Source organism: Pedobacter steynii, from assembly GCF_001721645.1.
Taxonomy (GTDB): Bacteria; Bacteroidota; Bacteroidia; order Sphingobacteriales; family Sphingobacteriaceae; genus Pedobacter; species Pedobacter steynii_A.
The window spans coordinates 6,283,674-6,300,469 of sequence record NZ_CP017141.1 but is presented as its reverse complement, the minus strand read 5'-3'; the positions used below and the strand labels follow the sequence as shown (position 1 = coordinate 6,300,469).

The window sequence follows — 16,796 nt, the reverse complement described above, 5'->3', positions numbered from 1 at the left end:
TATCAAACGTTTATGAATAGTAGAAAGATGAAGGTACTTCATGCGATCAGACAGGGGAAAATTGGAGGAGGGGAGACTCATGTTCTGGACCTGGTTCAGGAATTGAATAAAGCCGATTTTGAATCGGTTGTACTTGCATTTACAGATGGACCTTTAATCACTGAACTCAACAAACTGGGTATTAAAACCCATGTCATCCTCACAGAAAAACCTTTTAATATTAGTGTGTGGAAGAAAGTGAAACAGCTGATGGTGGAGGAGAGGATAGATTTATTGCATGCACATGGTACCCGTGCACAGTCGAATACTTTCTGGGGGGCAAAGAAATTGGGGATTCCAATTATTTATACTGTTCATGGCTGGTCATTTCATCCCAATCAGCATGCGCTGGTTAAGAAGATGAGAATACTTTCCGAACGTTTTCTGGTAGGAAAGGCAGATGCGACAATTTGCGTTTCAGCGAATAATCTGGCAGAGGGGAAATCTAATTTTAATATGGATCGCGCAGTGGTTATTAAAAATGGAATTAACTTTTCCAAATTTAACGCAGACTTTCCTTTCAAAAATCTCAGGGCAAGTTTTGATATTAATGAGGAAAGCCTGATCGTAGGATATATTGCCCGTATTACTGCACAAAAAGATCCCTTTACATTTATTGAGGCTGTTGCCAAAGTTCCGGATGATTTAAATATAAAATATTTAATGATAGGTGATGGGGATCTGAAAGCTCAGTCAGTGGAATTAGCGAATCAGCTGAAGGTAGGCCATAAATTAATTTTTGGAGGATTCAGGCAGGATATACCTGAGCTCTTAAATATCTTTGATGTTTATTGCCTGCCCTCCTTATGGGAGGGTTTGCCTATTGGCCTGCTTGAAGCAATGGCGATGAGAAAAGCAACCATTTCGAGTGCCGTTAACGGGACAAAAGAAGTAATCGACGATCAGTTAAATGGACTGCTTATTGAACCAAAAGATGCCGAAGGCCTGGCGAATGCCATCATTAGGCTGGCTGCGGAAAAAGAATTCCGGGTGGAGCTGGCGAAACAAGCGGAAATAGCGGTAAAGAAAGATTACAGCATTTCAAAAATGACCTTACAGATAGAAGACCTATATAAGAAAATAAAAACTGACAAGTCATTATGAAAGAGAGATTTGTATTGATTGATTTCCTGAAAGGATATTCTATATTCACCATTGTTATTTTTCATATTTTACAATATTTCACTTTACCACAACCTTTTGATAAGGCCATTTTTTTTGGTGGAACGGGTATTCATACCTTTTTTCTGGTATCGGGCTTCGGTCTGGCTTTGTCTTCAGGAAACAAAGAAATCAGCTACCTCGATTTCCTGAAGAAGCGGTTTGATAAAATATATATTCCTTATATCCTGATCGTATGTTTATCGGCAGGACTGTGTTTATTTACTCCTTTATTTGATGATCCTTCCTGGTATGCTTTTTTTGGCCATGTTTTCTTTTATAAGATGTTTGATAATGACATCACTATCAGTTATGGTCATCAGTTATGGTTTATTTCCACCATTATTCAGTTTTACCTGGTTTTTCCTTTCCTGCTGAAATTGTTGAATAGAATTCCTGGTAAATGGTTCATTTTTATTGGGTTTATAATTAGTATCTTATGGAGCATTTTTGTGTTTCTGATGGAAAAATCTGATCTGAGGACATGGAATAGTTTTTTTCTTCAGTTTATGTGGGAATTTATGTTGGGGATGGCTATGGCGAGATGGAAAGATAAAAGCTTTTTGAACCGAAAGTTTAATTATCTGTACTTGTTGATATTTACAGGGGCAGGATTGATGACTTATGCCTTTCTGGCTTTCAAAGGAGGTCAGGTAGGCCGTTTATTCAATGATATTCCTGCATTAGTTGGTTATACCGGCCTGGCGGTCCTGATCTATAATTTCAGCATTAAATTTGTCAATGATTTTTTTCTGTTTACCGGAAGAATATCTTACGGATTGTATTTAATTCATGTATTGGTAATCACTACAGGATTGTATGTGATTGATAGCCTGAAACTTTCAGTTCCACTATCGGCAGTGCTTTTTATGTGTTTTATTTTATGTTATGTATTTGCGTATTGGTATACTAATTTTATAAATTTAATTTATCAGTATAATGAAAAGCGGAACAAGTAAATTTTCCTGCAGATGAACAGGCGTAAAGCAATCGTAACTGGACTATTCGCAGGTATTGGTATTTCTTTTTTTTCTGTATCCAAATGGTATCAGTTTACGCATGCACCTGACCTAGCTGATCTGAAACTTGATATTGAGCTGATCGCAGAATTGGCAGAAGTCATCATCCCCAGAACAGAAACTCCAGGTGCCAGAGATGTGGGGGCGCATCACTTTGTAATTAAAGCCGTAACTGATTGCCTGGAACCTAAAAATCAAAGGAGCTTTATTGACGGACTGGCAGATTTAAAGAAATATACCCAGGATCGCTACGGGAGAGATTTTAAAGCATGTAATGCCAAGGAGAAAGAAGAAACATTGGCTCATTTTGAAGCGAATACAGAATATGTAAATACCTTTATGAAAAAGGTAAGAAGAAAAATTATGGGGGATACTTTTTTTTCAATACTTAAACAATATACAGTGATCGGTTATTGTACTTCTATGGCGGGTGCAACAAAGGGACTGAATTATGATTATATACCATCGGTTTACCACTCCTGTATCCCTCTTCGGGAGGGTCAGAAATCATGGGCAACAAAATAAACTAAAATGAACATGAGGGATAACAAAGGGGATAGAACTTATGATGCAATCGTTATTGGCTCCGGTATTAGCGGAGGTTGGGCGGCGATGGAATTGTGTAAGAAGGGCTTAAAAACCTTACTGCTGGAAAGAGGGAGGGATGTGAAGCATATTCAGGATTATAAAAGTGCAAACCTTAATCCCTGGGATTTCGATCATCGTTTATTAAATACCCGGGAGGATCAGTTGAATAGTCCGGTTCAGAGTGGTTTCTATGATGAGGGCGATAAGATGTATTTTGTTAAGGATGAGGAACATCCATATATCCAGAATAATGCATTTAATTGGGTGAGAGGTTATCAGGTTGGTGGGAGATCGTTAACTTGGGGGCGACAATGTTACCGCTTGTCTGATCTTGATTTTGAAGCGAATGCTAAAGAGGGTATAGCTGTTGACTGGCCTATTCGTTATAAAGATATTGCTCCCTGGTATGATCATGTAGAGTCTTTCATTGGCGTCAGTGGGACAAATGAAGGATTGAGCCATTTGCCTGACGGTAATTTTTTACCTGGAATGGAGTTGAACTGCATCGAAAAACACCTAGCTCAGTCTATCCGGAAAAATGATGAACATAAATTGCTGACTATCGCCAGAGTGGCTAATTTAACCCGGGGATGGGATAACAGGGGCCCTTGCCAATACCGTAATTTATGTTCCAGAGGATGTCCTTTTGGTGGTTATTTTAGCAGTAACAGTTCGACGATCCCTGCGGCAATGGCCACTGGTAATTTGACATTGAGACCCTTTTCAATTGTTTCAGAGATACTATATGACGCCGATAAACAAAAAGCAAAAGGTGTTCGGGTCATTGATGCCATGACGAAAGAGGTTTATGAGTTTTCAGCAAGAATTGTCTTTTTGAATGCCTCTACGATTGGTACTGCATCCATTCTTTTAAATTCAAAGTCTGATCGGTTTTCGGAGGGTTTTGGAAACGACAGTGGTCAGATAGGCCATCATCTGATGGACCATCATTCATCTGCCGGGGCATCAGGAAAGCATGACGGATTTTCGGATATGTATTATAAAGGTCGCAGACCTTGCGGCTTTCTTGTTCCCCGATACCGGAATCTGCCGGGAAGAGAAAAGATGAATTTTTTACGTGGTTATAACTTACAGGGACATGGTGAGCGCAGGGAGTGGATGGATACTACTGCTCATGAGGCCGGTTTCGGTAAATCATTCAAGGAAAAATTAAGCAATCCTGGTCCTTGGACGGTCTGGATGGCAGGATGGGGGGAGTGCCTGCCTTATTTTGATAATAAGATAGCCCTGGATAAAGATCAGAAGGATCAATGGGGGCTTCCTCTGGTAAAGATCGACTTCTCCTATCAGGAAAATGAAAAGAAAATGATGGATGATATTTGTGCTAGCTCTGAAGAAATTCTTGATAAGGCGGGATTTAAAGATATAGAGGTTTTTAATTACAATAAAGTGCCGGGTTCTACAGTTCATGAAATGGGAACAGTGAGAATGGGCCATGATCCCAGGAGTTCAGCGCTTAATGGAAATAACCAGCTTCATGACGTGAAAAACGTATTCGTCACCGATGGTAGCTGTATGACTTCTTCAGCTTGTCAGAATCCGTCGCTGACCTATATGGCATTAACTGCCAGGGCGTGTGACTTTGCTTTCAATGAATTGAAAAAAGGAAATCTTTAAAATTTTAACGGAAATATTTTTTGTACTGGCTACTTAAAAAGTACTTCATTTCCAGGTATCCTGAAGAGAAAATATCCCAGAATCCAAATTTCTCGTAGTTCTTCTGCAGGGCGTAGTATCCAATCAGTATTGCGGTAAGGGTTGGGAAAATGGTTGCCGTAATTACTCCATATAAACTATTGGTCAGATAAATACCGGCAAAATCTGTTACTACGGTAACGACAACCATTAGCATGACCTTATAAAAGTTAATTTTTGGTTTGTGGATTACGTCGAGTGTAAGGGCCAGAAAACGGTCTGCAGGATAAAATAAGGCAATAATCATCACAATTCTTAGAATATTCGGGGCAATGGTATGCACATATTTCTCGCCTCCTAAAATCAGAATGGCATAATCGGCAAAAATCAACGTCCCCAGCGTAATAGGGACGATCGCAATTGTAACCATACCAATGTATTTTTTGGTAATGTCGATCACCTCCATACGTTTGTTGTTGTTAAACGCGGTAGATAGTGCCGGCATGGCGGTAGCTGCAAAACTTCTCAACGGGATTTCAATAAATTGTATGAACTTGATCCCGGCATCATAAATGGCAAGGGCGGCTGGCCCCATCACAAAATTGATAATCAGGGAATCTGCAGTTCCCAAAAGCGTTGCACTGATATTTGTCCCTACGCTGAATTTTCCAAAATGATAAATGGTAGCGATGGTTTCTTTAGTTTTTAGTCTGACATCATTGATCATGGACCAACCTCTCAGGACGGAAATAAAACTGGAAACAGCATTGGATAAAAGGTAGGAATAGATCACTGTCGTGATATTTATTCTCTTAAAAAAGATAAATAGTAAGATAAATACAACGAAGGATCCCTGGTTGAAAAGGCGAATAAACAACAATTGGTCAAACCTCTGCTTCGCCTGGAGAATACAGGAGGTCACAAAAAAGGGAAGAGACAAGACATAAGCAAGGCCAAACCATCTTAAGAATAAAGACACTCCTAAATTTTCAACGTGAAAAGAAATGAAATAAGCGGGGATATTCAGAAGGAGGAGTACGCCGGTGATCAGAATGGCCAGATACCAGGTAGAACCCACAATTTCTCTCGCTTTCTGTTCTTCAGCTCCGGCAAAAAACTTAATAAATGCAGTGGTTAAAAAACCGGTCCGGAAGGTGTCTACTAATAGAATTACACTAAAGAACAGGAGCCAGATCCCCATTTCCTCCAGGGAAAATACCCTTCTTAGGATGATGGAGATGACCATGCCAATGATAGACATTACGCCGTTTCCTAAGAGAGATAATACATATTTGTTGTTTAGTGATTTGAAAAAATTCTTCAGCTTCATCTATGAGTTTTATACTTCCCGGTTAAGCAATAGCTATGCCTAAATCCCGTTTAAACGATGACTAAAGATAGAACAAAAAAAATCTAAAAAAAGGAGTTATTCTACGGCTCCAACAGAGTATTTTGCTCCCCTTTTATTTCCATAATAATCTTCAGTCAGCACCAGTTTATTTGTTATCGCTGCATTCTTGGCAGAAGAAGTCGTAGATAATTCGAATTTCACCTCATCTCTGAGGCCTGCACGCGAATAATCAGCGAAATACAGGTTATTGCTGGCGATAGCCGGAATAGCCGATTGCTGGCTCCAGATCATATTATTATTACTTGGAGTAGGGAAGTTATAGCCCAGGTTATTAAACACTTCACATTGGCCACCTTTTAAATCATAAACATCTACCACAACCCCGACCCAATCTTTGCTCATGTTAAGACTTCCGCAGGTATTATTGAAAACTTTTGCATTGGCAAAACTGGTTATACCCGGAACAACAAGATTACTAAAGCCCTGCACTTCGAATCCGGAATATTTTCTGGAGTTGAATACAATATTGTTATATATCTGAACTTCTTTTGTCGCAGAGCCAACACTAAAGAGCCAGGACCTTACGGCATTACCTTGATGATCTCTAATCAGGTTATTATGAAATTTGCCATTTCCATTCAACTGGAAAATTCCATTGTGATTATTATTTAGCGTATTGATGTTTTTAATCACGTTATGATGGATGTCATAATCTTCAGCAGCCCCAAGGTTCACCACAGAAGAAACTGATGGGGAATTACTGAATACGATATAAGAGATTTCAAGATTTTTAACCAGACCTATAATTCCTCCTGAATTCACTGCAGCCGGGAAATAAATTAAAGACGCCGTATTCTTGCTTTCCAGTTGGCTGAATTTTAACCGCTTAGCATAGGAGTCCTGGCTTCCGTTATATACCCTGTTCGAGTTATAAGCAATAACATAGTCACTTATATTTTCGAAATAGGCATGTTGAAATGTGAAATTGTCAATATTGCCATCCATTTGAACAGCGCGGTTGCTAAGATTTCTGAAAGAAAATCCTTTGCTGATGGTTTTTGTTCCATCTCCTGAGATGGTCACATTGTTTAAATTAGATAAACGCATCTGGCTTCCTGTTCCGGATATTTCTACTAAGCCATCATTTTTAATATAGACACGGGAACCGTCCGCAGTGCGTACATTTTTAATGTTGATATTGGTATAAGTACCTCCTTTAATGAGAATCTGATCATTGGGTAAGATCCCAAGCGTATTGCCATCTATTGCCAGATTTCCTGAACCCAAACCAATGGGAATCACTCTGCCTACTACTATTGGAGTGGTTACAGTATCAGTTGGAGGTACGGGAATAGGGTTCGTGATTTCGGGAATGTCGGTTCCGATATTGCTTTTTTTGCAGGACACCAACAGAAAAAAGCTAAGAGAGGCTGTTAATAATATGGTAAATCGGCGCATCATTCTAATTAAATAGCATGTAGTAACAAAAAATATCTTATTATTTTCAGTAGTAATGAATGTCTCAAATGCCCTGTAAAGCAGGCAATTTGCCTTCAAAAAAATATCCCTATATACGTTATTTACTAAAAATCAAACAATGATAAATAAAAAAAATAAGAATCAAACTGTTTTTCTGAAAAATAGTGGGGAGAATTGGGGATTATTTTCCATATGTGGTTGTTTTTTTTCTGAAAATCCGCCTCAAAATGAAAACAATTACTATGCCGTTTTTGTCAATTTATAGAGGGAGATACGACCAGGGAAAAGTTTATAACTAAATGTGTATCTGTCTGTTTTTAAGGGTATTAATCTTTGTGTTCCAGGCGCTTTGTAAGCGGCTTTTTACCTGGCTATTCTTCTTATATTAGTTTTAATTGCATTATCTTCGCAAGCTACAATACTGTGATATAAAATTAAATTCGACGTTATGAATGTTAAGATCTCATTTCATAAATTTCTGATCTTTCTTAGTTCTGTTTTTATTTGCGCCTGCACCTCTGATGCTAAATTTACGCAAGCCGGAAACAAAAATGCTGATGGTGTAAAGTTTAAATACCTGTTGGGAGTAAATGGTCACGAGTGGGACTTCCTCGGAGATGCAACTGGCAAGGGGCCGGGTAATAAAATTTATGAACCTAAAATGAATATGATTAAATCATTTAGCGGGGTCAGACATTATATAGATTGGGACAAACTGGAAACTACTCAGGGAAACTATACTTACAATCCTACGCATAAAGGAGGCTGGAATTACGACACCATCTATACCAGGAGTAAAGCAGAAGGGATTGAAATATTGCCTTGTATTAAAAATACTCCCGATTGGATGTATAATACCTATCCGGAAGGAGAACGGGATATGGACAACCTGCCGCTGTTTAAAGGAGCAGCCCGTGAGCAGCCCGGTTCTTATATAGACATGGCCAAACTGGGCTTCCAGTTCGCCGCGCGTTATGGTTCTAACAAACATATTGATTCTTCGTTAGTTAAGGTTAATGGAAAAGAGCGCTGGAATGAAGATGGGGTGAATGTGGTTAGGATAGGTATGGGCGTAATCAAATATATAGAATGTAATAATGAACCGGATAAGTGGTGGAAGGGGAAACGCGCTCAGTTCTCACCAGCTGAGTTTGCCGCGAGCCTTTCTGCGTTTTATGATGGACATAAAGGTACTATGGGTAAAGGTGTAGGGGTTAAAAATGCAGACCCTTCAATTAAGGTTGCTATGGGGGGAATTGCAAAACCTGACGTCAACTTTGTAAAGGATATGGTGGAATGGTGTAAGAAGAACAGGGGATACAGGGCAGATGGGAGTGTCAACCTGTGTTTTGACATCATTAATTACCATATGTATTCGAACGACAATACCAGCTGGTTTTCGAAGTTTTCAAGTAAAAAGCGGGGAATGGCTCCGGAATTAAATAACATGGGGAAAATTGCAGATTCTTTTGTTGACCTGGCAAGAACACTTGGTCCGCCAAATGTGGAAGTCTGGTCTACTGAACTGGGATATGACCTGAGGGAACAAAGTATTCAACGCGCAATTCCAATTGGTTCAAAATCGGCCCAGCTTACGCAGGCCGACTGGATTGTGAGGTCTTCTTTATTGTATGCAAGACACGGGGTTAGCAGGATTTTCTTTTATCAGCTTTTTGATAGCGATGAACCGGGAGCAAACTCTGGCAATCCATTCGGTGCCTCGGGACTTCTTAACCTGGATAGCCGTAGGCCTGCAGCAGATTATCTATTGCAACTAGGTAAGCTAATGGGAGAATATCGTTATTCACATACCCTTAATCAGGATCCATTTGTAGATGTTTATCATCTCAATAAAAAAGAAATGTACGCTTTGGTTGTTCCGGATGAAGTAGGTAGAACAGAAGACTACGAACTGGACCTCAAAGGTGCAAAAAATGCCATGATCTTCTCTTTAAAACCAGGTGCTGATCAGGTGGAACAAAAGAAGGTCGCTACATCGGGTGGAATCTTGAAAATCAAGGTAACCGAAACCCCTGTATTTGTTCAGGCTCTATAAAATCCCGTTTCGCCTGCCTCGAAATAATATGCTGAATTTTATAACTGTAAACACTACTTTTACGATACATGAAACTTACTTCCATTATCACGGTCAATTTTAATCAGCCTGAAGTAACCCTGGACCTTCTGAAATCAATAAAAAAACATGCTGATCAGGAATCCCTGGAAGTTATAGTAGTTGATAATGGCAGTCGGGAAGACCATGGAGCCCGTTTTAAGGAGGAGTTTCCGGGATTGATCTATATCCGATCGGAAGCAAATCTGGGATTTGCAGGGGGAAACAACCTTGGCGTCAGGGCATCAAAAGGAGCGTATCTCTTATTCCTTAACAACGATACCGAAATCACTGCGCATCTGATCCCGGTTTTGAAGGGAGAACTGGATTCAAACCCGGAAATCGGAATGGTTTCTCCATTGATTTTATATTTTGATCAGCCAAATATTATACAATATGCCGGGTTCACAGAAATGAATTATCTCCTGTGCAGGAATAAGGGGATCGGGAGTATGGACGAAGATCAGGGGCAATATGATCAGGTTAGTGTAGAAACCGGATATTGCCATGGAGCCGCAATGATGTGCCGGAGATCGGATCTGGATAGAGTTGGATTAATGGCCGAGCATTTTTTTCTATATTATGAAGAGCTGGACTGGTGTGAACAGTTTAAAAAAGCAGGAAAAAAGATCTGGTTTACCGGAAAAGCCAAAGTTTATCATAAGGAATCTATCAGCGTTGGAAAAGAAAGTAGTATCAAAACTTATTTTATGACCCGTAACAGGATGCTTTTTATCAGAAGGAATACCGGGCTTCTCAATACCCTTTTGTTCAGCATCTATTATATTTTTCTGGCCAGCAGCCGACAAGTGGTCCTTTATTTGCTTAAAGGTCGTGCAGACTTGATAAAGGGGGTTATTAAAGGTCTTTGGTGGAATTTAACCAACTCAAAAAATAGCAGTAAACTCGGTTTTAAAATCTAATAGATAATGATTATAATTTTTTGGGTCAGCCTTTTTCTGATCATCTATACTTTTGTTGGTTATGGGTTACTTTTGTTTATCCTGGTCAGAATAAAACGATTCTTTAAAAAAACATCATCTTTTGATCTGGATCAGGTATTACCAGGAGTAACCGTGCTGGTGGCTGCTTATAATGAGGAAGATCTGATAGAGGAGAAGATCAAAAACACCCTTGAACTTGATTACCCCAAAGAAAAACTACACGTTATCCTGATTACAGATGGCTCCAGCGACCGTACCGTAGAAAGGGCATCTAACTGGAAAGATATTTTATTATTGCATGAGGACATCAGGGCAGGAAAAATGGCGGCAATCAAACGAGCTATGCCATTTATAAAAACTGAGATCATTGTGTTTACAGATGCAAATACGTTTTTAAACAAGGCCGCTTTAAAAGAACTGGTCAAACATTACCAGAATAAAAAAGTAGGAGCGGTAGCCGGAGAAAAGAGAATACTGGTTCAGGAAAGTGCGGATGCGAGTTCGGCTGGGGAAGGTTTTTACTGGAAATATGAGTCGGCCCTTAAAAAATGGGATTATGAATTGTACTCCAATGTTGGTGCTGCAGGAGAATTGTTTAGCATCAGAACCTCGCTTTATGAACCTGTAGAAAGCGACACCATTATCGATGACCATATGATCGCTATGAGAATTGCCGAAAAAGGTTACATTATCGCCTATGAGGCGGCTGCGTATGCAATGGAAACCGCTTCTGCAAATACTGCCGAGGAGCTGAAAAGGAAAATACGTATTGCGGCGGGAGGAATACAGTCTATCGGCCGCTTGAAAAAAGCTGCCAATCCATTTAACTATCCAATACTGACATTTCAGTACATTAGCCATCGGGTATTGCGATGGACCATTACTCCCTTTCTGCTCATTCTGGTTTTCTTATTGAATGGATGGATTTGCTTCAATAATCCTCAGATGATTTATAAAGTCCTGTTTGGTGGACAGGTGGTGTTTTACCTTTTAAGTCTTCTTGGGCTGTTTTTTGAAAGCCGTCAGATCCGGGTCAAAGCCTTTTTTGTGCCTTATTATTTTTGCGTAATGAATTATGCGGTAATTGCGGGTATTGTCCGCTTCTTTAAAAAGAACCAGAGTGCGGCCTGGGAAAAATCAAAAAGAAAATAATGCCTGACAAATAGTAAACCTCTCCCTTTTATCCCAGGGACGAAGGGGAGAGGTTTAATCGGTTCTTACTTACTTCTTATAATCCAGGACAGCTTGTAGTATCTGTGCGAATTTTTGATCATTGGGCGGAAGCAAAAATGTTTTATGATCGCCGGGAACTTCATGGATCTTCACCCCTTTCAAGGCAAACTTATCCCATCCCAGAAATACCTTGTCATCCAGATAATAAAGCCTTTTCTCGACACAGAAAAGCGTCACTTCCAAATCAGATGCCTGAAGCTTATATTTGTCGTTGGCTTTGCTATAGGCACTATAGATCTCTTTTTCATAATCAGTAAAGATTTCTCTTTCCATTCCAAGGTCAGAAGAAAATAGCTTTTTCCATTTATAGCTGATGATGTTCAGCTGATAAGCCAGAGATTCTCTTGGATTATTCAGGAATGATTTTACGAAAAACGGCACCTTATGGAACTGACGAATGATTTTCCTGGTTAACTTTGGCAAAGTTCCGGAAGGCGCTGTATGTGAACCTACATAAGTATCCATGACACCCAGTAACTTGATGTCTTTTCCCATTGCCTTTAATTGTTTTGCCATTTCAAATGCAATCAGTCCTCCCAAAGAATAACCTGCTAAAGCATAGGAGCCATTAGGATGAACTTTGAGTATTTCGTCGACGTACCTTTTCGAAATTTCTTCCAGGCTGGGAGGGATGTCCGTTTCTTTGTTCAGTCCCATGGCCTGAAGTCCGTAAACAGGCTGGTCGTCGTCAAAATAGCTGCTAACTGATTTAAATAAGAGGATATTTAATCCACCGCCATGGATTAAAAATATGGGGTCTTTTTTACCGGTCACTTTTATAGGAACTAGGGATTCCCAAATTTCTTCATGCTCGTCCTCCGAAAGTTGTCCGGCCAGCTTTTCGATTGTTGAATTGTTAAAAAGAGTAGATAGCGGAAGTCTCTTCCCCGTTTCCTTTTCAATTGCTATCATTACTTTTACCGCCAGAAGGGAATGCCCGCCAAGCTCAAAAAAATCATCGGTAATGTTTAATTCCTCTAGTCCCAATGCAGCTGACCAGATATCCAGTACCAGTTGCTCATTTTTAGTAAGCGGCAACCGTGGCTGAAGACTGGTATCTCCATTACCTTTTTTGCCATAAGGTTTAGGAAATGCGTTTCTGTCTATTTTTGCATTTGCCGTTAGAGGAAAACTCTTCAGTACAATAAAGTCTTCCGGAACCATATAGGATGGGAGTGCTTCGTAAAGGTTTTCCTTCCATTTTGTAATGATCTCTTTAGAAACAACGATTTCATTTTTGGAGAAAGGTAACCTGGCATAGTGGTATATATTCGGCTTTAAAGACCCGGCAGCAGAAAAATAAGGAATGGTTGCTTTCCGGGAAGAAGGAATAAATACCACATCAAACAGTCCATCTGTTCCATCAGTAGTCCACCTCAGGTGTGCATTAAAGTTTAAACGTTCTCCCAGTGCCCAGAACAGGTCGGGAGCGTAGCCTTCCTTTACTGATTCCACCATTGCTTTGATATTTTTTAATGGACTGTCCGGAGCTTCACTCTGCATGAGCTGTAATAACCGATGGTCTTTGGCAGTACGTTCATTTAGAATATTTTTGAACTCTAGCACCTTTGATGGATTGGCTGACAGGAGCTGTTCTGCTTCGGACAATGACCCCCCATTCGTCCAATCTGCCTGGATATCAGGAGTTGCGGTATGGGATGGAACCCCCACATACAACCATATGTCGTAATGGTATTTAGTAGTCTCATTTAAAGATTGACCTTTCCGAAGTTGCACATCTACTCCCGAGATTTCAGGTATCATGGCCGGGAGACTATAGAAAAACGCCGGATCTGCAACCAATTCGTCCTCTATCCGGACCCTATTGAGCACAGCTTCATTAAATGAAGTAAGCGTACTGGTATCAGCAGCATGAGGCAGGTGGTCCATCGCATGGCACATTTTCAGGGAATTCTTGCCCTGCATATCTCCGATAAAAATACATCCACCGACTTTGAGCGACTTTACAGATTCTTTGATCACTTTGATCAGGTAATCCGCATTAGCAAAATACTGGGCGACACTATGAATCACTACCAGATCAAAGGAAGCATCCACAATGGCTGTAAAATCATCTGCAGCTGCAGTTTTTGCTTTTACATGGCTCCATTTTTCAGGAGCTGCTTCTAACTTCTCATTTAAATTATGAATGGCTGTCTGGGCGTAATCAGTAGCCATATAATATTCAGTTCCGGGAGCGAGTTCAAATAAGAGCTGTCCGGCACCACTTCCAATTTCGAATATTTTTTTTGAACCGAGTGCCTTAATCCTTTCTGCTGAGGATTGAAGCCATTCTGCAGCCTGTAAAGCTAAATCAGCACTGTTTTCATAATGTTCCAGCAAACTATCGTCCAAATTTTGTTCGGAAAGAGCCAGGTTTTGCTTGGATGCAGCCCCCATATCATAAAGCGCATCCCAGCGATCTTTCCAGGAAAGGTTATCCTGATCGGTTTTGTCGTCAGGGAGCACATAAGCAACCAGCCGTTTATCGGAAGGAGTATCTTCTCTTGCCAGGACGACAGCCTGGTTAACTCCTTCCTGTGCGGCAATAATGGATTCAATTTCCCCCAATTCGATCCGGTGTCCACGGATTTTTACCTGCTGATCGATCCTTCCCAGGCACAGGTATTCCCCGTTCTCCAGTAATTTGCCAAGATCACCTGTTTTATATAATAGCTGACCTGAGTTTTTTCTCTTTATAAACTTCTCGGCTGTCAACTCTGGTCTGTTTAAATAGCCATCTGCCACACCTGCGCCGCCAATGCATATTTCACCTGGCATCCCGGCAGGTAAGGGCCTACCCAATTCATCTATGATGTAAATCTGCGTCTGGTTAATCGGAAGGCCTATAGTCATTTGCTGATCTGCAAAGCTTAGTTTTTTGATCGTGGACCAAATCGTTGTTTCGGTTGGACCATACATATTCCATAACTCTGCACAACGTTTAAGCAGTTGATCCGCAAGTTCCTTCTTTATGGCCTCTCCACCAGAAAGCACTTTTATCGGATATTTTTTTTGCCAGTCAGAATCAATCATCATCTGCCAGGTGGAAGGAGTGGCTTGCATGATACTGATTTTTCTTTCCTCAATGATATGGAGGAGTAATCTGCCGTCTTTTGTTTCTTCCGCATCTGCAATGATGAGTTCTGCTCCAGAAATGAGGGGTAGATAAAGCTCCAGACCAGCAATGTCGAAAGAAATGGTGGTGATCGCAAGCAGACGGTCTGCTGCAGTAATTCCAGGTGCAGCCTGCATGCTTAATAAAAAGTTAGCAAGATTTTTATGAGTGATTTTTACCCCTTTTGGCTTTCCTGTTGATCCGGAAGTATACAGGATATAAGCCAGGTCATTCGGACTTAAGGTCAAACCGGGGTCATGATCAGGATAATTGTTAAGGTCATCCCAGATTTCTTCAATTACAATTTCTAAGGCATCGCTGCGGAACTTGCCTTTATTTTGGCGTGAAGTCAGCAATGTTTTTGCTGCAGAATCTTCCAACATGAATTCTATCCTTTCATGAGGATATTCCGGATCCAGAGGGATATAGACCGCTCCGGCCTTCAGGATAGCAAGCAGAGAAATCAGCATTTCCATAGAACGCTCTGTGGACAATCCGATAACGTCACCATGCTGAACTCCCTTTTTAATCAGGTAGAAAGCCAGCTGGTTAGATTTCCTTATCAGCGCAGTATAGTTTATCTGTTCAGTTCTGAAAGAAACAGCAGTTTTATCTGGGTAAAGGCTTGCTGCCTCATTGATCAGACTGATCGTATCTTTAAAAGGCAGCCCATCGTTTATTGTTGGCTCCGGTAGTTCTTCTGTCTCGGCTTGAGCGAACTCCTTTAATTGAAGGTCCGGATGACCGGCTAGTCTTTCCAGCAGGACTTCAAAATCATTTGTCATCCGGTCTATCGTTGCAGCCTTGAAGAGCTGGGTGTTATAAGTCCACTCCAATACAAAGCTGTCTTTCGATCCGGTCAGATTCAGAAAGATCTCAAAGGTTTCATATGCCCTTGGGTTTGAAATCAAACGATGTTTGAGGGTGTCGAAAAAGACGGCATTATCCATGCCCATATCCATGTTAAACACCACCGGAACCAAAGGAATTCGGGAAGGATCTCTTTTGACATTTAATTTTTTTACCAGCTGTCCAAAACTAAGCTGCTGATGTTCGTAGGCATCAAAAAAAGCAGATTTTCTGTATTTTAGGTATTGCAGGAAGGAAACTTCCTGATCAATGGTACTTCTTAAAGGCAACAGATTCACACAATGTCCAACCAATTCAAAATTTTCTGTTGCAGATTGTCCTGCTGTTGGCAGTCCGACCACAATATCCGTTTGTCCGGTTTGTTGATATAGAAAAATCTCAAATGCACTCAAAATTGTGTTGACCAGGCTGCAGCCTGCTTTGGCACCCATTGCTTTCAATTGATTGATCAGCGACACGGAAAGTGGATGATCAATCCGATTGGCTTTGTAAGAGCGCATTGATGGCCTGAGGTAATCTGTTGGCAGATCCAGTACAGGGATAGGACCTTTGTAAAGTTCCAGCCAGTAATTTTCTACCTTTTTGAAATCATTGCTTTGGAGGAATTCGTGTTGTTCCAGAGCATAGGTGCTGATCTGGGGCCCCTTTTCCAGAGTTGCCGGGAAACCTTTCAAAAATGCGTTGTAAAGTTTGCTCAGGTCTTCTAAAATGATACCTATAGACCAGCCGTCACCAATGAGGTGATGGATAACCAATGTAAAATAATGGCGGTTTTCTTTCAGTTTATGAATTTGTACACGGAACAGGGGGTCATTCTGCAAATCGAAGGGAAGGTTCATCTGAGCGCTTACGAATTCTTTAAGCAGCAGGTCCTGTTCATCGGTATTGGAATTGCTCAGATCTTCCATTTCGAAAGGGAAAGGAAAATCATCGTAAATGATAAAATGCTCTCCATTTGCACTAACTGAAGATCTTAAGGCTTCATGGCGTTTTACAATTATTTCAAAAGATTTTCTGAAATAACCGAAATGAAAAGGACCTGAAAAGTCCAGTGAAACAGATTCATTATAGGCAAGACTGGCTTCATCTCCACCTAAAATACAGGATAGCCAAATTTCACGTTGTGATTCATTAATTGCTACAATTTTCTCAATATCCTTTTGGTCCTCAAATGGATTGAAGGTGATTTCGTTAAAACTAAGGTCGGATTTCTGATCAAGCATAA

Annotated in this window: 10 protein-coding genes; 7 read left to right on the top strand and 3 right to left on the bottom strand. The window is 40.5% G+C overall.

Annotated elements, in window-relative coordinates:
• The first annotated feature begins 12 nt into the window (after positions 1-12).
• From BFS30_RS26100 to BFS30_RS26085, 4 genes are read left to right on the top strand one after another with little or no spacing between them, the layout of a single operon-like run.
• Positions 13-1,143 (top strand): glycosyltransferase, encoded by a 1,131-nt coding sequence (locus BFS30_RS26100; protein WP_069381994.1) that lies wholly within the window; start codon positions 13-15, stop codon positions 1,141-1,143.
• Complete coding sequence (locus BFS30_RS26095) at positions 1,140-2,159, top strand: acyltransferase family protein (protein ID WP_069381993.1); 1,020 nt, start codon at positions 1,140-1,142, stop codon at positions 2,157-2,159. Before BFS30_RS26100 ends, BFS30_RS26095 begins: the two co-directional genes overlap by 4 nt.
• Before the next feature lie 12 nt (positions 2,160-2,171).
• Positions 2,172-2,744 carry a gluconate 2-dehydrogenase subunit 3 family protein gene (locus BFS30_RS26090; RefSeq protein WP_069381992.1) on the top strand — a complete coding sequence of 191 codons (573 nt, stop codon included), beginning with the start codon at positions 2,172-2,174 and terminating at the stop codon, positions 2,742-2,744.
• A gap of 12 nt (positions 2,745-2,756) precedes the next feature.
• On the top strand, positions 2,757-4,445 hold the full coding sequence (locus tag BFS30_RS26085; protein WP_157263062.1) for a GMC family oxidoreductase: 1,689 nt from the start codon (positions 2,757-2,759) through the stop codon (positions 4,443-4,445).
• A gap of 4 nt (positions 4,446-4,449) precedes the next feature.
• Here BFS30_RS26085 and BFS30_RS26080 read toward each other — a convergent pair whose 3' ends face one another.
• Together BFS30_RS26080 and BFS30_RS26075 are read right to left on the bottom strand one after the other, a co-directional pair.
• Positions 4,450-5,793: an oligosaccharide flippase family protein gene (locus tag BFS30_RS26080; RefSeq protein ID WP_069381990.1), complete on the bottom strand. Its 1,344-nt coding sequence runs from the start codon at positions 5,791-5,793 to the stop codon at positions 4,450-4,452.
• A 96-nt stretch (positions 5,794-5,889) separates the two neighbouring features.
• A complete protein-coding gene (locus tag BFS30_RS26075) occupies positions 5,890-7,275 on the bottom strand; it encodes a hypothetical protein (RefSeq protein WP_157263061.1) in 1,386 nt (461 codons plus the stop codon).
• Between the two features lie 466 nt (positions 7,276-7,741).
• On the opposite strand from BFS30_RS26075, the gene BFS30_RS26070 reads away from it, so the two are divergent.
• The 3 genes from BFS30_RS26070 (at position 7,742) to BFS30_RS26060 (ending at position 11,502) form a co-directional block, all read left to right on the top strand.
• Positions 7,742-9,349, top strand: coding sequence for a hypothetical protein (locus BFS30_RS26070; protein ID WP_069381988.1), 1,608 nt, complete (start codon positions 7,742-7,744; stop codon positions 9,347-9,349).
• Between the two features lie 68 nt (positions 9,350-9,417).
• Positions 9,418-10,329 (top strand): glycosyltransferase family 2 protein, encoded by a 912-nt coding sequence (locus BFS30_RS26065; protein ID WP_069381987.1) that lies wholly within the window; start codon positions 9,418-9,420, stop codon positions 10,327-10,329.
• A gap of 6 nt (positions 10,330-10,335) precedes the next feature.
• Positions 10,336-11,502: a glycosyltransferase family 2 protein gene (locus BFS30_RS26060; RefSeq protein WP_069381986.1), complete on the top strand. Its 1,167-nt coding sequence runs from the start codon at positions 10,336-10,338 to the stop codon at positions 11,500-11,502.
• A 69-nt stretch (positions 11,503-11,571) separates the two neighbouring features.
• Here the strand turns inward: BFS30_RS26060 and BFS30_RS26055 are convergent, their stop codons facing one another.
• Complete coding sequence (locus BFS30_RS26055; RefSeq protein ID WP_069381985.1) at positions 11,572-16,794, bottom strand: non-ribosomal peptide synthetase; 5,223 nt, start codon at positions 16,792-16,794, stop codon at positions 11,572-11,574.
• Between the last annotated feature and the right edge of the window lie 2 nt (positions 16,795-16,796).